The sequence below is a fragment of the Dyadobacter sandarakinus genome (assembly GCF_016894445.1).
GTDB classification, from domain to species: Bacteria; Bacteroidota; Bacteroidia; order Cytophagales; family Spirosomataceae; genus Dyadobacter; species Dyadobacter sandarakinus.
Window position 1 is genome coordinate 5,133,768 of the sequence record NZ_CP056775.1, and the last position, 18,350, is coordinate 5,152,117.

General features: G+C 48.0%; 14 protein-coding genes and 1 tRNA gene. 11 read left to right on the top strand and 4 right to left on the bottom strand.

Annotated features, from left to right (window positions below):
• Nucleotides 1-73: 73 nt before the first annotated feature.
• Both HWI92_RS21175 and tgt read right to left on the bottom strand, forming a co-directional pair.
• A complete protein-coding gene (locus HWI92_RS21175) occupies nt 74-1,525 on the bottom strand; it encodes an OmpA family protein (RefSeq protein ID WP_204658999.1) in 1,452 nt (483 codons plus the stop codon).
• Nucleotides 1,526-1,744: 219 nt separating this feature from the next.
• Complete coding sequence (gene tgt, locus HWI92_RS21180) at nt 1,745-2,878, bottom strand: tRNA guanosine(34) transglycosylase Tgt (RefSeq protein WP_204659001.1); 1,134 nt, start codon at nt 2,876-2,878, stop codon at nt 1,745-1,747.
• A gap of 113 nt (nt 2,879-2,991) precedes the next feature.
• Between tgt and HWI92_RS21185 the strand changes: the two genes are divergently transcribed.
• The 10 genes from HWI92_RS21185 to HWI92_RS21230 all read left to right on the top strand — a co-directional run bounded on the left by HWI92_RS21185 (nt 2,992) and on the right by HWI92_RS21230 (nt 15,992).
• A complete protein-coding gene (locus HWI92_RS21185) occupies nt 2,992-4,122 on the top strand; it encodes a glycosyltransferase (RefSeq protein WP_204659003.1) in 1,131 nt (376 codons plus the stop codon).
• Nucleotides 4,113-4,733 carry a 16S rRNA (guanine(527)-N(7))-methyltransferase RsmG gene (rsmG, locus tag HWI92_RS21190; RefSeq protein ID WP_204659005.1) on the top strand — a complete coding sequence of 207 codons (621 nt, stop codon included), beginning with the start codon at nt 4,113-4,115 and terminating at the stop codon, nt 4,731-4,733. The genes HWI92_RS21185 and rsmG overlap by 10 nt, the downstream gene beginning before the upstream one ends.
• A gap of 19 nt (nt 4,734-4,752) precedes the next feature.
• Nucleotides 4,753-5,034: a hypothetical protein gene (locus HWI92_RS21195; protein WP_204659007.1), complete on the top strand. Its 282-nt coding sequence runs from the start codon at nt 4,753-4,755 to the stop codon at nt 5,032-5,034.
• A gap of 83 nt (nt 5,035-5,117) precedes the next feature.
• Nucleotides 5,118-5,191: transfer RNA gene (locus HWI92_RS21200), tRNA-Asn, on the top strand.
• A 276-nt stretch (nt 5,192-5,467) separates the two neighbouring features.
• The gene (locus tag HWI92_RS21205; RefSeq protein WP_204659009.1) at nt 5,468-6,070 is read left to right on the top strand and encodes an RNA polymerase sigma factor; all 603 of its coding nucleotides are present in this window, start codon (nt 5,468-5,470) and stop codon (nt 6,068-6,070) included.
• 98 nt (nt 6,071-6,168) lie between these two features.
• Nucleotides 6,169-7,290 carry a FecR family protein gene (locus HWI92_RS21210; RefSeq protein WP_204659011.1) on the top strand — a complete coding sequence of 374 codons (1,122 nt, stop codon included), beginning with the start codon at nt 6,169-6,171 and terminating at the stop codon, nt 7,288-7,290.
• A gap of 190 nt (nt 7,291-7,480) precedes the next feature.
• Nucleotides 7,481-10,795 (top strand): TonB-dependent receptor, encoded by a 3,315-nt coding sequence (locus tag HWI92_RS21215; RefSeq protein WP_229248413.1) that lies wholly within the window; start codon nt 7,481-7,483, stop codon nt 10,793-10,795.
• Between the two features lie 33 nt (nt 10,796-10,828).
• The gene (locus tag HWI92_RS21220; protein ID WP_204659013.1) at nt 10,829-12,268 is read left to right on the top strand and encodes a RagB/SusD family nutrient uptake outer membrane protein; all 1,440 of its coding nucleotides are present in this window, start codon (nt 10,829-10,831) and stop codon (nt 12,266-12,268) included.
• Between the two features lie 34 nt (nt 12,269-12,302).
• On the top strand, nt 12,303-14,318 hold the full coding sequence (locus HWI92_RS21225; protein ID WP_204659015.1) for an FAD-dependent oxidoreductase: 2,016 nt from the start codon (nt 12,303-12,305) through the stop codon (nt 14,316-14,318).
• A gap of 42 nt (nt 14,319-14,360) precedes the next feature.
• Nucleotides 14,361-15,992 carry an FAD-dependent oxidoreductase gene (locus tag HWI92_RS21230; protein ID WP_229249420.1) on the top strand — a complete coding sequence of 544 codons (1,632 nt, stop codon included), beginning with the start codon at nt 14,361-14,363 and terminating at the stop codon, nt 15,990-15,992.
• A 93-nt stretch (nt 15,993-16,085) separates the two neighbouring features.
• On the opposite strand, the gene HWI92_RS21235 is transcribed toward HWI92_RS21230, so the two are convergent.
• Both HWI92_RS21235 and HWI92_RS21240 read right to left on the bottom strand, forming a co-directional pair.
• Nucleotides 16,086-17,132 (bottom strand): chemotaxis protein CheB, encoded by a 1,047-nt coding sequence (locus tag HWI92_RS21235; RefSeq protein WP_204659019.1) that lies wholly within the window; start codon nt 17,130-17,132, stop codon nt 16,086-16,088.
• 131 nt (nt 17,133-17,263) lie between these two features.
• Nucleotides 17,264-17,677, bottom strand: a complete 414-nt coding sequence (locus HWI92_RS21240; protein WP_204659021.1) for a response regulator — start codon at nt 17,675-17,677, stop codon at nt 17,264-17,266.
• A gap of 213 nt (nt 17,678-17,890) precedes the next feature.
• On the opposite strand from HWI92_RS21240, the gene HWI92_RS21245 reads away from it, so the two are divergent.
• On the top strand, nt 17,891-18,334 hold the full coding sequence (locus HWI92_RS21245; protein WP_204659023.1) for a TonB family protein: 444 nt from the start codon (nt 17,891-17,893) through the stop codon (nt 18,332-18,334).
• Nucleotides 18,335-18,350: the final 16 nt, after the last annotated feature.

An 18,350-nucleotide genomic window follows, 5' to 3' on the forward strand; every position in this document is an offset into this window, starting at 1 on the left:
AAGCATCTTTATTATATGTAAAAAAGAAAAAGGCCTCCGATGGGAGGCCTTCTTGTATGTTTATTGTTTCCGGTTAAGGAAGCAATTTCAGTTCTACGCGACGGTTTCTCTGCAGACCTGGGCGACTTGCGCTGTCAGCTATCGGTTTGAATGATCCGAAGTAGTCAACGATTACTTTGCTAGGATCTGTCAGACCACCTTCGTTGATCAGGAAGTTTTTAACTGCATCCACACGGCGGCGTGAAAGTGCAATGTTGTAGCGGTCAGAAGCACGGCGGTCTGTGTGGCCGGCAAGTTGCAGGCGGCATCCGTTTTTGTTCATCAGGGCTGCTACGTTTTTCAGCATTTCCTGGAACTCAGGTTTGATCGCATTTTTGTCTGTGTCAAACGTAACGTTCGCAAAGATTTCGCTGCAAGCTGCTCCTGTTGCCAGTGCATTTTTCACGTAAGAATCAAAGTCAAGTACGCGGCCGCTACCGTCCACAACACTTCCGGCAGGTGAATTAGGCTCTTTATCGAAGAAGTCAGAAACACCGTCACCATCTGTATCAAGCAACAATTTAGGATCGATGTCTTTCGGACGGTTTGCTTTCGCAACAGAGTCCATTTCTTCCAGCGTAAGAATCTTAGGCGGTTTGATCAGGACTTTTGGATCTGTGTAACGCAGGTGATAATATCCTTCTTCTGGTTTGTAATCCCATTTGCCATCCACTTTCGCCACTTTCAATGCTTTTTTACCAAGCTTGTAAGTAAGCTGGATAGCACCGTATCCGTAGCTGTCAAGTTCCGAATTTCCTTTGCGGGATGTTTTCTGGTCAGCAATTACGAAGCTGTTAGGCGTACGGTCATAGTCACCGCCGTAAGTAGCATCCAGGTAGTCAGAGTTGGTATGAGTCAGACGGAAATCCAGACCCAGGTCAAATCTTTTGCTCAGCTCATAGTTAATGTTCAAACCGGTAGGAACGATCCAGTCATTCATTTTACCAGTTTCACGCAGCGGAATACCACCTGTCAGATCATAAGCAGTCGCATCGTAAAATACCTGCCCTATACCTACATACGCATCCACTTTCCAGCGCTTCATTTTGTTAGGTCCCATCAAAAGACCTTTCAGGTTTACAGTACCGGCGAGTGATACGTCGAAATAATTTCCTTCGAAATAGCGATTGTACATCCGGCGTTTCATCCCTCTCAGGTTACCGATTGAACCATCCAGACGTGCACCGAACAAGTATGAAAGCTGTTTGTTGATCGTCAGACCTCCCTGAAAAGTTCCGGATTCCTTATGGCTGTCAGAAGATGTTTTGGTTACCGGCCAGAAGTCATACTCCCGCAAATCACCAAAAAACAAAGACGGACCGAAATGAGCTGATATAGACCAGGTGTTCATTTTGTAAGGACCATCATAAGAAGCTTTTGGGTTGTAATCCGGAGAATTCGGCTGCTCCAGCGGTTGTGCAAATGAAGGCAGTGCCATCATTGCCCCCAAGGCAAACGAACCAATCAACTGGGATACTTTTTTCATACTATTCAAGTTAGCGTTGTAAAGATTAACTAGGATTGAGCTATGTCAATTATGAGTAAAATTATTTTGATTTCATGGCCAAATTTAGTTCAACCAAATGCCTAGTGCGCACAAAAATATGTTAACCACATCACTTAATCAACCAAATTTGGTACAAATGGAAAACTTTCCTGTATTTCATCCCAAATATTTTTCAAAAAAACTCCCTTTACCGAACTTTCAAAGGCGTTGATTCAACTTTTTTTCAATTTCCTTTTTCCATAAGGTAAAGTTGCCCTCCATGATCTTCTCCCGTGCGGTACGTACCAGCCAGAGATAGAAGGTCAGATTGTGAATACTGGCAATTTGTGCGCCCAGCATTTCACCTGATTTAACCAGGTGCCTTAGATATGCCTTACTATAAAAAGAGCTTGCATAGCCGTCGAGCCCCGGATCAAGCGGTGAGAAATCATCTTTCCACTTTTCATTCCTGATGTTGACGATTCCCTCTGTTGTAAAAATCATGCCATTACGGGCATTCCTGGTAGGCATCACGCAGTCGAACATATCTACGCCTAGCGCAATGCATTCGAGGATATTGGCCGGTGTTCCGACACCCATCAGGTACCGGGGCTTGTCGGCAGGAAGAATGTCACAAACCACTTCCGTCAGCTCGTACATAATGTCGGCCGGCTCCCCCACGGAGAGGCCGCCGATGGCATTACCCTCACGACCAAACGAAGCGATTGTTTCTGCAGATTGCTTCCTAAGATCTTTATAGACACTACCCTGTACAATCGGAAAAAGCGTTTGGCTGTGACCATAGAGTGGCGTTGTATTGTCAAATCTTTCACAGCATCTTGCCAGCCACCGGTGTGTCATTTCCATGGATTTCCGCGCGTACCCGAAATCACAGGGATACGGGGTACATTCGTCAAAAGCCATGATGATATCAGCTCCGATGACGCGCTGAATATCCATTACATTCTCGGGCGTGAAGGTGTGAACGCCTCCGTCAATATGTGACTTAAAAACCACACCTTCTTCGTTGATTTTCCTCCCCGTGCCTGCCAGGGAGTACACCTGGTAGCCTCCGCTGTCTGTCAGGATAGGTCTGTCCCAGCCGTTGAATGCATGCAGGCCGCCCGCTTTGTGAAGGATTTCTGTTCCGGGGCGAAGGTACAGGTGGTAGGTATTTCCAAGGATGATCTGTGCTCCGATATCCTCCCTCAGCTCACGCTGGTGCACTGCCTTTACGGTTCCGGCTGTACCCACAGGCATAAATATGGGGGTTTCAATAATCCCGTGATCCGTTTCAATAAATCCGGCTCTCGCCTTCGACTGAGGGTCTTTACTTTTTAGGGTAAACTTCATTAAAAGGTTTTAAATTGCTGATCTGCAAAAATAGGAGGTATCCCTCTAACATTCCTGGCAATGACCTTATATTTGCATGAATATGAAATAATTTTACATACCTCTCTTCTGTTGTGGCCGAATATCTACTGTATGCGCTGGCGGCGTTTGTGCTTATTCAAATATTCTATTACCTCTACTTTTTTACCCGACTGGCATTTTATACAAAAAGCAGCAACTATGGAAGCACAGCTCCCGGCGTTACGGTGCTGGTATGTGCCTGGAATGAGAGAGAAAACCTGACCGAACTCCTTCCCATGCTGGACGCTCAGGAGTATCCGGTATTTGAAGTAATCCTGCTCGACGACCGGTCTGATGATGGCAGTGAGGAGTATATCCGGGAGAATATTTTCAACTGGAAACATATTCGGTACATTCGCATCAATGATCAGTTTCCGCATATTACACCCAAAAAGTATGCATTGACGGTCGGTATGAAGCAGGCCAAATATCCGGTAACACTCATGACCGATGCCGACTGTCGGCCTGCGTCTCCACACTGGATCACCGCCATGACCTCCTGTTTTGCCGGTGAAAAGGATATCGTACTGGGCTTTTCCCCTTACTTCAAATCAAAAGGACTGCTCAACTGGTTTATCCGGTGCGAGACGTTTTATAGCGCTGTACAGTATCTTTCATTTGCACTAGCAGGGCGCACCTACATGGGGGTGGGGCGCAATATTGCATACAGTAAGTCGCTGTTTTTTGCAAACAAAGGTTTTTATACGCACAAGGCGGTTTACGGCGGGGATGATGATCTGTTTCTCAATGAAGTATCCACTTCCTCTAATACCACGATTTCCGTCGAAGCGGATTCGTTTGTTTACTCCAAACCGAAATTGACCTGGCGCACCTGGTATAATCAGAAACGCAGGCACCTTGCAGTCAGCAGGTATTATAAGTTGTCCAACAAAATATTGCTCGGCGCCCTCTCCGGAGCGCATATTGCCGTATGGATCCTGGCGATTGCTACCCTGGCAGCAGGTATTGTAACCCGTGATTTTTTCAGCTTGCAAATACTTGGTGCGATCCTGGGTATACGCTGGATCCTGCAATGGAGCTTATTATTGACAATCAACAACAAACTGGCAAAAACGGTAGAATGGTTTAGCTGCTTTGCAATGGATTTTGCCTTGTTTGTTTACTACCTGATATTTGGTTTTGTAACCTTCACCCAGAAAAAAAACCGGAAAACATGGAATTGATTAAAAAGTACTTTCCGGACCTCTCCGCAACCCAGCTTGATAAGTTTGCACAACTGGATGAGCTGTATACCTCCTGGAATGCGAAGGTCAACGTTATATCCCGTCAGGATATTGAAACATTGTATGAGCGGCATGTACTGCATTCGCTGGGTATTGCCAAAGTGCAGGCATTCCGGCCCGGAACAAATATTCTGGATGTGGGTACAGGGGGTGGTTTTCCCGGAATACCGCTGGCCATTCTTTTCCCGGAAGCCCAGTTTCACCTGGTAGATAGTATCGGCAAAAAAATCAGGGTTGTGCAGGAAGTGGCCCAGGCTTTGCAGTTGGACAATGTGAGGGCTGAGCAGGTGAGGGCCGAAAAGCTCACAGACTACTATGAGTTTGTGGTAAGCCGGGCCGTGACGCGGATGGCACCATTTGTTGATTGGGTGAGAAACAACATCAGCCGCAACTCCTATCACGATCTGAAAAACGGCATTCTGTACCTGAAAGGGGGAGACCTGGAAGAGGAGCTGGCAGAAGTAAACAGGAAGTCGTACGTGTACAACCTTTCCGACTATTTTGGGGAAGAATTCTTTGAAACGAAAAAGGTGGTGTATTTACCTTTGTAACATATCTAAATCGAATAACATGAACGAGCGATACAGCGCCAGCGGGCTTATGAACCCGTTTTTTCCTGATGAAATTACCTTTGGAGACAAGGGAGTGACCTTTAAGGTCCGGAAGCTTTTCCGCAGCTCTGATAATTTTGTGTTTTACAGCGATATTTCAGGTGTGGAAATCGACAGCGGACTCTTTTTTGCGACGATCCGGATCATTCCGAGGATGCGGCCGGAAATTATTATCAATAATTTTACAAAGGGCGATGCAAAGAAAGTCAAGGAGTTAATCCTTCAAAAAGTTCAGAGCTGACACTTTTTTACAAAAGATGCTTGCACTGAATAAAGTCATTCCTTAGATTTGCACCACAATTCGAGTACATAACCGGATAACACTCCCGAATAGCTCAGCCGGTTAGAGCATCTGACTGTTAATCAGAGGGTCGCTGGTTCGAGCCCAGCTTCGGGAGCAGTGAAATCAAGCACTTAGCATTCATTTGCTAGGTGCTTTTTTGTTTTGTACAAAATACAAGTTGCACGTATTGTCATAAAGGTGGTATCCACATCAACTTTTACGGTACCATCTCCTTCTTATCTCATTATTTTCCATACAACTCGCAAGTACATTATTTTCATTTCATTTGGATTAATGATTATCAAAATGATCATTTGAAGTAATTGAATAAAAACTATTGTGATTTGTATATGTATTGTAGTTAATTTGAAACCTTTAACCCGCAGGTTTCATGAAGCAGGACTTCTCCTCCGCTAATCCGCCCGATGTCTTATCTGATTGGAAGCTGTTTCTGGGAGGTGATATGCCTGCTTTTGGCAAACTCATGTCCCGGCACTTCCAGATTCTTTTTCATTATGGCAACAAGTTCTCCTGCGACCAGGAATTTATAAAGGACTGCATTCAGGATATTTTCCTGACACTTTGGGAGCGGCGTGCTTACCTGGCCGAAGATGTGGTTGTAAAACCTTACCTGATGGCCTCGCTGCGGCGTCATATGCACCGGACAAGCAAAACCCGTCTCCATCAGGACAGCACTGCTTACGAAGAAGACGTGGAATTTGACATCTCGTTTTCGGTGGAAGAAGACTTCATTGAGAATGAATCTGCGCTGATGATGGCACAGCGGGCGAAGTACTTTATAGACCAGTTGCCGGCACGCCAGAAGGAGGTGATTTACCTGCGTTTTTTTCAGGAAGTCGACCGCAACCAGATTGCCCGGATCATGAACATCTCCCCTCAGACAGTTTCCAATCTGCTTCAGATCGCCTTAAAGCAGCTCCGAAAAAGCTGGCATCTTGTGTCAGCGTTAATTGCATTTTGCTTTTACGCATAAGGCTTCATGTTTTTTTCTTTTTAAAGAAAAAATTTAATAAACCTTTGGTATCCCGCCCCTGATTTTGTCTATAGTGGTTCAGACGCATTTATCGTGTAATGGAGCACTATAAGAACTTTGAAGTTGACGACTTTGTATGGGACGAGTATTTCCGCCAGTGGGTGCTTCATCCCACGCGGGAGAACCATGCGGAATGGGATGCATGGCTTGCAAAAAATCCTTCGAGGACGCAGGTGGTGCACCAGGCCCGTCAGCTCGTACAATCCATTCAAATTACAGAGCACAGCCTTTCCGAACAGGAGATACAGGCAATCGTGGATTCCACACTGCAGCGCGCGGAAGCGCTTGAACCGCACAGGCGCAAATGGAACATCAAATATTACATGGGCCAAACTGCCTGGATCCGGGTTGCTGCATCCGTGCTGCTGTTGCTGGTAGTGGGCTGGATCGTTAACCGCCAGATAGCCGGCCATAACGTCACACCTGTAAGCGAAACGACCGGAATTGCCGGCAGCCACAAAGGTACAGCCATGGTGGAGCGGACCAATCATGGCGTTTCTCCTATGCTTATTTCCCTGCCCGATGGCAGCCGCATTACGTTAATGAAAGGCAGTCGCATTACCTATCCCGAGCATTTTAATTCCTCCGTGCGTGAAGTTACCATGGTTGGCGAAGCTTTCTTTGATATTAAAAAAGCGCCTGAAAGGCCCTTTATCGTGTATGCCGGTGAGCTTGTTACCAAAGTACTGGGCACCAGTTTTCTGATTACAGCCTACCCGTCAAGCCGTGAGGTGACAGTGGAGGTAAAAACAGGTTTGGTGTCTGTTTCTGCACTCGGAAAGGCTTTCAAGACGCTGAACGACCGCCATGAAGCAAACGGGATGATATTGTCTCCCAATCAGAAAGTGATTTTTGAAAAGAATGAGGTAAGGCTGGTCAAAACGCTGGTCGCCGACCCCAAGATCGTAACGTCTGATGTGGCCGCACTTCACTTCGAGTTTGAGGATGTTCCCGTCAGTGAGGCGTTTGATACCATTGCAAAGGCTTATGGGATCGAAATCCGCTATGATAAAAACCTGCTTGCAGATTGTCCGCTCACCGCAAAGCTGGACACGCAGACATTACACGAAAAGCTGACGATTATATGCCTGGCCGTAGAGGCCACTTATGAAATCGTGGACGGGCAGATTATCGTTCAGAGCAAAGGATGCAAAAATTAACTAACCTGATAAACCTTGTATATGCAAACAGCCCGAACTGATTGATCCGCCCCGCCTGAAAAAGAACCGGCGATGTTCCCGCATCACCGGCTCATGAATCCCCTGAATGATTGGCGTCATAAACCTTCTCAAAAAGAAGGCAGGGGTTTGTTTTGCCAATTTTTTGCTAAAAAACAAAACGTTCAAATCTATGAAAAAAACATTGATGTACCGAAAGGTGCTCTTGTGGACGATGAGAATAACAGCCATTCAACTCATGTTCGCCCTCTTATGTCTCGGAACCGGTTATGCGCGTGAGGGCAGCGCGCAATCACTTTTATCGCAGAAAATTTCAGTATCCGCCTCGGGTGCTGAAATCCGGAAAGTGCTGAGCCAGATTGAAAAACAGGTCGAAGTGAGATTCGTATTTAGCTCAAAGCTTATTCAGTCGATGCGGAAAGTGACGCTGAACATGCAAAACAGGCCGCTATATGAAGTACTTGACCATGTGCTCACGCCCTTAACCCTCGAATATGAAGTTTCGGGAAACATTATCATCCTGAAACGGCAGGGCAGTATGCCGGATGTTCCAGCTCCTTCTGCCTCCCCGAAGAAAACGGTTACGGGAAAAGTGCTGGACGAATCCCAGAAAGGCCTCCCGGGCGTAAGCGTGGTACTGAAAGGTACACAAACCGGTACTTCAACCGATGGGGAAGGAGTTTTTCAGCTCGACATTCCCGATCCAGCATCTGACGCAGTACTTGTTTTCAGCTTTGTGGGTTACCAATCGCAGGAAGTGGTGCTGGGCACACAGTCAGCACTGACGGTAAGCATGGCATTGGAAGACAAATCATTGCAGGAGATTGTGGTCATTGGTTATGGTCAGGTGAAAAAAAGCGACCTCACCGGGTCTGTGGCATCCATAAAGTCGGCTGAGCTGAATGCATATCCGGTGACGAACCTGGTGCAATCATTGGCCGGACGTGCGGCGGGCGTTTATGTCTCTCAAAATACAGGTGCGCCCGGCAGCCCCATCAGCGTGCGTGTGCGTGGAACCAACTCTATCCAGGGCAGCAATGAGCCGCTTTATGTAGTCGACGGCTTTCCCTATTCAGGTAATCCTACGCTGCTCAACAATGCCGATATTGAATCCATTGAAGTGTTGAAAGATGCATCTGCTACGGCCATTTACGGCTCGCGTGGCGCAAACGGGGTAGTTCTGATCACAACCAAGCGCGGCAAAGCAGGCAAAATTACCGTGGACTACGACGGTTATTATGGAGTGCAGAAAATCAGGAAAAAGCTCGACCTGATGAACGCCACCGAATATGCAAACTTTTATAATGAGCAGGCAGCCAACGATGGACTGGCCCCGCATTTTACGCAGGAACAAATCAACAGTTTTGGCGAGGGAACAGACTGGCAGGACCAGGTTTTCCAGAGCGCGCCCATTCAGAACCATGCATTGAGCGTGAGCGGCGGAAGTGAAAAAACGCGCTTTTCCGCATCTGTAAGTAATTTTAGTCAGGACGGGATTATCAAAGGATCGGATTATGTGCGTAATGCATTGCGGGTTAACCTAAGCTCGGATATCAGCAGGATGTTCAAATTCGAGCTCAGCTCCATCCTGAGCCGCATTGATTCAGACCGAAAGAATTCGGAAGGCGGAAACCGTGGCGGCACGCTCATGTCGGGTATTCTTTCAGCCTATCCGACCATTGCTCCCATCCTGGAAGACGGCAGTTACAGCAAACTGGCGGAAGCTTACCCCTGGGGTTCCAATGTGATCATCAACCCGTTGAATTATTTATACCGGTATTCCGATAAAATACGCTCCAATAAAATCCTGACGAATGCGGCTGTGACTTTCGAACCTTTGAAAGGCTTACAGATCAAAACACTGGCGGGTGTGGAGACGACCAATGACCGGACAGATTCCTACACGACCACGCAGTTTGTTAATTCAAAAGGCTCTGCTACATTGGGACGGGAAGAAATCGTGAGTTTGCTAAGCGAAAATACCGTGAGCTATCTGAAAGATTTTGGAAAGCACAGGATTTCCGCGGTGGCTGGTTTTACATACCAGGATTTTACGAATACTACTTTCAGGACCTCGGCAACAGGTTTTATCAGTGATAATCAGGAAACCTACGACATTGGCGCAGCGGCAACACAGGGGGTGCCAAGTTCTTCTTATCTCAACTGGAAACTGCTTTCGTATCTGGGCCGGGTCAATTATACATTTAATGACAAGATCCTGGCCACGATCAGCTTCCGAGCCGATGGTTCCTCCCGTTACAGTGAAGGGCAGAAATGGGGGTACTTTCCCTCTGCGGCCCTGGCATGGCGTCTCAGCGAGGAGCGGTTTATCCGGAATATTCCCTTCATTTCAGACCTTAAACTGCGGGTAGGTTACGGCGAAACCGGAAATACTTCCATTAATCCGTACTTTACCCTGAACCAGCTGGCATCGGGTCAGGTCGTTTTTGGCGATGCGCTTGCCGTATCGTATGCGCCGGGCCAGCGCCTTGCAGGACCATTGAAATGGGAAACCACAGCTCAGACAGATTTCGGCATTGACCTGGGTATTTTGAACAACCGCATCAGTCTGACAGCCGATTATTACATTAAAAACACGCGTGATCTGCTCAACAACGTCGCCCTCCCTTCATCGCTGGGCTATACTTTCACGGTTCAGAACATTGGCAAAATCCAGAACAAAGGATTTGAGCTGGGCATCAACGGGGCAGTCCTGGAAGGTGCATTCAAATGGAACCTAGGCGGAAACCTTTCCATCAACAGAAACAGGGTTGTCAAGCTTTACGGCGGAAGCGACATTCTGGGCCGGGAAATTGGTGCGGCGGTGAGCGACAATGTAAATATCCTTCGTGAGGGTTTTCCGGTGGGTTCTTTCTATGGGTATGTTGAAAAAGGATATGACGACAAGGGGCTGATCGCTTATGAGGACTTTAACAACAATGGCACACGCGATACAGGCGATAAGAAAATCATTGGCGATCCCAATCCGAAATTCACTTACGGGATCAACTCGTCCATGACCTTTAAAAACTTCGATCTGGCGATTTTCGTGCAGGGTTCGGAGGGTAATGATATTTTCAACCTGAGTGCGCAGGGCCAGGGTTATGACTTCGGCCAGGCCCTCAACATGTCGCGCGACATTTACCTCGATCACTGGACGCCAGCCAACCCTGATGCGAAGTACCCGATTATTAAAACTTCGTCCCAGGCACAAATGTCAAACCGCTTTGTGGAAGACGGCTCTTACCTGCGTGTCCGCAACATTCAGCTAAGTTACAACCTGCCAGTGTCAAGCCTGAACATCAAATGGATGCGTCAGGCGCAGATTTATGTAAGCGGGCAAAACCTGATCACATTCACCAAATATTCGTGGTATGACCCGGAAGTAAATTCCTACGGCAGCTCCAACTCTTTTGTGCAGGGGATCGACCATTATGTTTATCCAACCGCAAAGACGACCACCGTCGGTATCAGGGTCGGGTTCTAAAATCAGCTGTTTTATCTTGAATCAGATATTTATATGAACAAATTAATAGCCTGCCTCATGCTGGCGGCCATGCTTTCGTCCTGCTCGGATCTCCTGGAAGAAAAGCCCAAGTCGCTCGCTTCCGAAAACTTCTACAACACAGCTGCTGAGGCCAAAGCGGCAGTGAATGCCATATATGGTCCCATGCGCTCAGATGGTGGGGTCGGGATCAACTATCCGGCCCAGCTGGAAGGCCTCGCGGATTACGGCAACTCGCGCGGCACGCAGACGCCCGTAAGCCTGTACCAGGGATTGGATAACACCAACATCAACCGCGTGGGATCCATCTGGACAAGCTTTTACCAATCTATCCGGAATGCGAACCTGGTGATCAGTAACGTACCAAAAGGAACCGCCATGACCGATGCGGAAAAAGCATCTTTCGTCGCTGAGGCCAAGTACCTGCGTGCATTGACCTACTTTGCAATGGTGCGCAACTGGGCCGGTGTGCCGCTCCGCACGGAGGAAAACATGACGATCGCGGATGTTCCGCGTGCAAGTGTGGCCGACGTTTATGCCCTCATTCTGGCTGATGCCCTCGAAGCTGAGCAAAACCTGCCAGATAACCCGGGTGAAATTGGCAGGCCGACTAAGTGGGCTGCCAAAACGCTCCTTTCAGAAGTGTACCTGTATCAGGAAGACTGGGCATCGGCCGCAGCAAGGGCCAGGGAAGTCATTGATTCAAAAAAATACGCGCTTGTGGAAGTAGCTGTTGCTGAGGATTTTCAAAAGATTTATGGACCCGAAGTAGTCACGACAAGTGAAGAGATTTTCTATTTCAAATTTTCGCGTCAGCAGGGATTCGGACTGGTGAGTTATGCGCACCGGAAAATTGGTCCCTACAACTACTATGGACCGGGGGGCGTGTATGCACAATACACGGATTCTGTCACCAACTCAGTAATCAGAAACTGGGATTTCAAAGATCTCCGCAAGCCGCACATACTGTATAATGTAGACATTGGTCTGGGAGCAACTTCCATGCTCTTCCGCAAATACCGCGATCCGCTGGCAACTGCCGGTGCCGGGAATGATTATCCCTGGTACCGCTATGCGGATTTGCTCCTGTTCCATGCCGAAGCCGATGCACGTGCCGCCAAAGGTGTTACTGCCGGGGCATTGGAAAGCCTTAACAAGGTGCACCGCCGTGCGTACGGGCTGAACTCAAATGCCGTATCCGCCACGGATTTCAAGCTTACGGACTTTCCTACCCTGGCTTCCTTCATTGACAAAGTAGTGCAGGAACGCGGTTATGAAACCATGTATGAAGGCAAACGCTGGAATGATCTGAAACGACTGGGTATTGCCAAGCAGCGCATTCTGGAAGTGAAAAACATTGTAATCGCTGAAAAACATATGCTGTGGCCGATCCCGAATTCGGAGCTTTTGTATAACAAGGCCATTAGTGCATCGGAGCAGAACCCGGGCTACTAACATGTTAATGTGTCCACATTCCAAAAAAAACAGGATGAAAAAAATAGTGGGATTAAGTATTTGTATACTGGCCTCCATATTGTCCGGGTTCCGCCCGGAAAGCAAGCCAGCTGCCATCCAACAAGCTGATGTATGCATTTACGGTGGTACTGCCTCGGGCGTGATTGCAGCGTACACAGCTAAGAAAATGGGAAAAACGGTGATCCTGATCGAGCCGGGCGAGCACCTGGGCGGGATGACCTCCGGTGGTCTCGGGCAGACGGACATTGGAAACAAATATGCGATCACGGGACTGTCGCTTGATTTTTACCGGCGGCTCGGCAAGCATTACGGCAAGTTTGAGCAATGGATCTTTGAGCCGCATGCAGCAAAAAAACAGTTGCAGCAGTACCTGGACGAAGCCGGCATCAAAGTGACTTACAACCGCAGGATTGTTTCGGCCCGAAAGAGCAAACAGGCAATTACTTCCATTATTTTGGAAAACAGTGAAAAACCCGGGCCGGCGGATCAGCTGCAGATCAATGCCAGAATGTTTATCGATTGCTCCTACGAAGGTGACCTGATGGCGAAAGCGGGTGTTTCCTATGTTGTGGGCCGGGAAGCGAATGCGGATTTCAATGAAACATATAATGGTGTGCAGGTAATGGAAGGGCACCAGCTCCCGCACGGCATCGATCCCTACAAAGTGCCCGGCAAGCCCGGGAGCGGATTGTTATGGGGCGTGTCCGGTGAAAAGCTGGTGCCAGCCGGCTCGGGGGATAAGAAAGTGCAGGCCTACAATTACCGCATTTGCCTCACGTCCGATCCTGCAAACCGCATTGATATCACACGTCCGGAAAACTATGATTCGACACGGTTCGAGCTGCTTGTCAGATTAATGCAGAAGCAGCCAGACCGGACCTCGCTCCATGATTATTTCATCTGGAGTGGCATGCCCAATAATAAGACGGATATCAATAACAGAAACGGTTTTTCGTCAGATATGATTGGCATGAACCATGCCTACCCTGATGCGGATTATGCTACGCGCGGGAAGATTATCAAGGAGCACGAAGTTTATACAAAAGGGCTGCTTTACTTTATGGGTCATGATCCGCGTGTGCCGCAGGACCTGCGCGAGTCAATGCTGAAATGGGGCTATCCCAAAGACGAATACGTGGAAACGGGCCACTGGTCGCCTCAGCTCTATATTCGTGAAGCACGCAGGATGGTTGGTGAGCTTGTGATGACACAGGCGCATTGCCAGGGCAGGGAAATTGTAAAAGACGGTGTGGGTATGGCAGCTTATCAGATGGATTCGCATAACATTCAGCGCCTCGTGGTGGATGGTCAGGCGCGGAATGAAGGCAATGTAGAAATTGGCCCGTTATGGCCTTATCCGGTGTCGTACCGTGCTATTATTCCAAAAGAAAAGGAATGCACAAACCTGCTGGTGCCGGTATGTCTTTCGGCTACGCACATTGCTTACGGGTCAATCCGGATGGAGCCGGTGTTTATGGTTTTGGGTCAATCGGCCGCCGCAGCTGCAGTAATGGCGATTGATGCGAAACTGCCTGTGCAACAAGTAGACACGCAAAAGCTGATTGCAAAGTTGGCCGCCGACCCGCTTGCGACGGGCCAAATTCAGCAGGTGGTAGTTGATAATGAAAGTAAGGGAAATGTGAAGGTGACAGGTAACTGGCAGTCGGGCAAGCGCGGTAGTTACGGACCTTCGCTGCTGTTATCGGATAGTACGGGCAAAACGGTGCAAACCGTACGGTTTACGCCAGCAGTACCTGCCACTGGCACTTATACCGTCTATTATTATTTTCCCAAGCAACCCGGCCTGTCCTCGAAATATCCGCTCACCTTTTTTGACGGAAAAACCAGTAAGGATGTAAGCCTGAAAACGTCGGATATTGTAGTTGTCGGGCAGACTTCGGGCGAGTGGGTTCCTATCGGGACCTATACATTGAGCAAAGGCAATGCGGCTTATGTCGAAGTTTCCACAAAAGGTGCAGACGGGCAGATCCTGGCGGATGCTGTCATGCTGGTGCCACAGTCAAACTAAACCTAACCATTTAATTATTTCGGAATGAAAAAAATGATCTTCATGCTGTTTTCGTGCGCAATCGGTTTTGCCGCGAATGCACAAAACGCAAATCAATTTCAGGCAGACGTGATCATTTACGGAGGTACCTCCGCTGCTGTCACAGCAGCTGTGCAGACAGTTAAGCAGGGTAAGACGGTCATTGTTGTTTCACCCGACAAGCATTTGGGCGGGCTGACCTCCGGCGGGCTGGGTTTTACAGATACGGGCAACAAATCCGTCATTGGCGGTCTTGCGCGCGAGTTTTACCATCGCGTTTACATGTATTACGACAAGCCCGAAACCTGGAAATGGCAAAAGAAGGAAGAGTATGGCAACAAAGGTCAGGGCACGCCTGCCATGGACGGAGCCGAGCGTACCATGTGGATTTTCGAACCGCGCATTGCCGAACAGGTTTTTGAAGATTTTGTCAAAGAAAATAACCTGAAAATTTACCGCGATGAATGGCTTGACCGTAAGAGCGGGGTTAAGAAAAAGGATGGCCGCATTGTTTCTATCAAAACATTAAAGGGAAAAACTTTCACGGGAAAAATGTTCATTGATGCCACTTATGAGGGCGATCTCATGGCAGCAGCAGGCGTAAAATACCACGTAGGGCGGGAAGCTAACAGTGTTTATCATGAAGAATGGAATGGTATTCAGGCCGGTGTTTTTCAGCATGGGCATTATTTCAAGAAAAGTATCAGTCCGTATAAAGTCGAAGGTGACCCGAAAAGTGGCTTGCTGCCTTATGTCAATGCTGAAAAAATTGGAAAAAACGGCACAGGCGACAACAAAATACAGGCTTACTGCTTCCGGATGTGCCTTTCCCAAAATCCTGAGAACCGCATTCCGTTTGCCAAACCCGCGGGCTATGATCCTGCTAAGTACGAACTGCTGGCGCGTGTTTACAAGGCGGGCTGGACGGAGACTTTTGACAAATATGACCCAATCCCGAACAAAAAGACGGATACCAATAACCACGGCCCTTTCAGCACCGATTTTATAGGGCAAAATTACGACTACCCTGATGCTACCTATGAGCGGCGCAGGCAGATCATCAGGGAGCACGAGCTTTACCAAAAAGGCCTCATGTATTACCTGCAAAATGATGAGCACGTACCGCAGGATGTACGCACGGAAATGCAGAAATGGGGCTTGCCAAAGGATGAATTCAAAGATAACGGTGGCTGGCCTCACCAGATTTACGTGCGGGAAGCCCGACGAATGCTGGGCAAGGAAGTAATGACAGAAAACGAGACCCTGGGCAAAAAAGCAGTCAGTGAGTCAGTAGGTATGGGTTCCTATTCACTGGACGCACATAATGCGCAGCGTTATGTCAAAGAAGATGGTTTTGTGCAAAATGAGGGCGATATTGGCGTACATCCCAAAACACCTTATGCAATTTCCTATGCGTCCCTGGTGCCGAAAAAAGAGGAATGTCAGAATCTGCTCGTGCCCGTCTGCCTTTCGGCTTCGCATATTGCGTACGGTTCAATCCGGATGGAGCCGGTATTTATGATCCTGGGTCAAAGTGCCGCATCCGCCGCTGTGCAGGCGATTGATGCGAAAATCGCGGTGCAGGATGTGGATTATGGACAACTACGGACACAGCTTTTGAAAGACAAGCAGAAATTGGAATTTGCCGCGCAGTAAGTTTCAGATTGCGTGATTTTTAACTAATAAAGCACTTGGCATGCATTGCTAAGTGCTTTTGTTTTGATGCCCCGGCTGCTGCATTGCGGGACTTTAATCATGCTCGTATCGTATGTCCGCACTGATGATCTGCTGACTTTGTACTGCGTCGTAAACATTCCGGGACTGTTTTTGTACCTGTGAAGCTTTATCATAAAAGACCCTGGCGATATCCGACATTTTCTTGGAGTCGAAATGCTCTCCCAGCCTGATCAGCAGCATCGTACTTTCTTCAAGACTTTGCATAGCCTGCGTAAGGATGCCTTCAATATTGGTACTTACCTCAGACAGCAGTGCATTGATGGTGTAGGCATGGCCGGTATGGCAGCGAAAGCGGATGATCTCACCATCGGTAAGCTGAACCAGCGCACCATGACATTCAGGGCATGTGAAGGGTGACAGTTCGCCGAGATTGATAATGCCCAGCTGAAATGCGCCACCTGTCTTGGCAATAACAAGCTCTACTTCCAGAAGCTTCTTTTCTTTGGTGGTCAGCTTTGGATTTGCTCCACCCGGCTCATTGATGAGGCGGGATAGCAGGGCAGCAATTTTGGCGGCAGGCAGTGAATAGTCTATGGCTACATGTTCCTGCGCATTGAGCGGCATCTGAGGAAACAAGGAGTCGTCAGGATCTTGCGTAATCGTCACTCCGCCCAGCCGCTTAATGGTCCAGCATCCTGACGTACCATCGTCGAGAGCACCTGACAGGACGACGCCTATTACCCTGCTGCCGTAATTGTATGCTGCCGACCGGAACAAAGCATCGATGGAAGGACGAAAGCGGTTTTCTTTCGGGCCACGTTTTACCAGCATTTTCCCATTCTCGACCAGCAGGTGATGATCCGGCGTAGCAACGTAAACGTTACCTGACTCTATTTCTTCTCCGTCACGTGCAACCATGACCGGCAAATTGCCCTGCCGGCCTAAAATATGGTGCAAATTGCTGGGCGAGTAAGCGGGCATATGCTGGACGATCAGAACAGCCGCATCAAAATCCATGGGCAGACCGGCTACCAGCTGCTGTAAAGCAGGCAAGCCGCCGGCAGAAGAACCCACAACAACAATATCACGCCTTATCTGCCCGGTTCTATGGTTCGTCATTGCTGAAGTGTTAAGGAAAGATCCGGAAAGTTAACGAAGAAGCATACGAACAGGATCTTTATGTATGACTATATAAAATTTACGTTGCAGGTACGGAGTCCGGCTTGCCGCATCGGGTAATGGTCAGGGATTCAAGGAACTTCACATGCCTGCCAGTACTTATAGATCTTACTTAATTCATCCCGCATGTCATGGTAACTATGCGGCTTCTGGAAAAACCCCTGTACTGCATTGGCAAATGCCTTATTAACCAGCGATGCATTGCTGGCAGTACTGAAAAATACAAACGGGATAGATTTCTGCTTTAAAAATGGTGATGCTTCTATCTTGTCTCGCAGTTCCAGGCCTGAAATCCGGGGCAGATTTACATCACACAAGATCAGAAATGGGTCATCTCCGGTCGTGAGCAGGTATTCCATAACCTTCTCGCCATCATAAAAATGATGGACGGTGTTCTGTATTTTCAACTCCTGGATGGCCAGCTGAAATAAAACAAAGTCATCTTCATCGTCTTCTACGTATATGATAGGACCATTTTTCGACATACCTCCATCAATAAATAAAAAACCTGAATACAATTCTTCATCCAAAATCCTGCCAGAGGTGACTTGACAGGGTAAAGAATGTACCTTAAATAGGTTACTTAACTTTATATAAAATTTAATTATATATTTACTAAGGTAGGTTGCATAAATGCTCTTCCGGCAAACAAAGCCTGATTACAGCCCTGCGACATGGGTAACCATCATGATGAAGCAATGAAAAAGATGAATAAACGGGCTTACCTGCTGGTCATGTACCTGTATCCAGCCGTGGTTCTAACAGGGTTAAGCAGCATTGCATCCGGGCAAGTGCAGCAGTCAGTTTCCAAAGTACAAAATCAGCATGAAGAACCCGGGGACCGGATCTTCCTGGTAGTAGCACAGCAGCCCGAATTTTTCGGTGGGAAAGAGGCCAGAAGAAAGTTTTTTGCGGATCATCTGCGGGTTCCAAAAACGGCATCTCAGACCAGCGGGAAGGTTTTTGTTTCCTTTGTTGTAAATACAGACGGCAGCTGGCAGGATGTGACACTTCTCAAAAGCCTGGGTAAAAAGTATGATGAGGAGGCGCTCAGAGTCGTGAACCTGATGCCAAAATGGAACCCTGGAAGGGAAGCCGGTAAGGTGGTGCGTGTAAAGTACATTCTGCCCGTCGCATTTTAAGCTTTTGAATGATTAT

What these genes read in the sequence shown, in the direction of transcription:
- HWI92_RS21175 (WP_204658999.1), bottom strand. Translation starts at nt 1,525, where the DNA reads ATGAAAAAAGTATCCCAGTTGATTGGTTCGTTTGCCTTGGGGGCAATG.
- tgt (WP_204659001.1), bottom strand. Translation starts at nt 2,878, where the DNA reads ATGAAGTTTACCCTAAAAAGTAAAGACCCTCAGTCGAAGGCGAGAGCC.
- rsmG (WP_204659005.1), top strand. Translation starts at nt 4,113, where the DNA reads ATGGAATTGATTAAAAAGTACTTTCCGGACCTCTCCGCAACCCAGCTT.
- HWI92_RS21195 (WP_204659007.1), top strand. Translation starts at nt 4,753, where the DNA reads ATGAACGAGCGATACAGCGCCAGCGGGCTTATGAACCCGTTTTTTCCT.
- HWI92_RS21205 (WP_204659009.1), top strand. Translation starts at nt 5,468, where the DNA reads ATGAAGCAGGACTTCTCCTCCGCTAATCCGCCCGATGTCTTATCTGAT.
- HWI92_RS21210 (WP_204659011.1), top strand. Translation starts at nt 6,169, where the DNA reads ATGGAGCACTATAAGAACTTTGAAGTTGACGACTTTGTATGGGACGAG.
- HWI92_RS21215 (WP_229248413.1), top strand. Translation starts at nt 7,481, where the DNA reads ATGAAAAAAACATTGATGTACCGAAAGGTGCTCTTGTGGACGATGAGA.
- HWI92_RS21220 (WP_204659013.1), top strand. Translation starts at nt 10,829, where the DNA reads ATGAACAAATTAATAGCCTGCCTCATGCTGGCGGCCATGCTTTCGTCC.
- HWI92_RS21225 (WP_204659015.1), top strand. Translation starts at nt 12,303, where the DNA reads ATGAAAAAAATAGTGGGATTAAGTATTTGTATACTGGCCTCCATATTG.
- HWI92_RS21230 (WP_229249420.1), top strand. Translation starts at nt 14,361, where the DNA reads ATGCTGTTTTCGTGCGCAATCGGTTTTGCCGCGAATGCACAAAACGCA.
- HWI92_RS21235 (WP_204659019.1), bottom strand. Translation starts at nt 17,132, where the DNA reads ATGACGAACCATAGAACCGGGCAGATAAGGCGTGATATTGTTGTTGTG.
- HWI92_RS21240 (WP_204659021.1), bottom strand. Translation starts at nt 17,677, where the DNA reads ATGTCGAAAAATGGTCCTATCATATACGTAGAAGACGATGAAGATGAC.
- HWI92_RS21245 (WP_204659023.1), top strand. Translation starts at nt 17,891, where the DNA reads ATGAAAAAGATGAATAAACGGGCTTACCTGCTGGTCATGTACCTGTAT.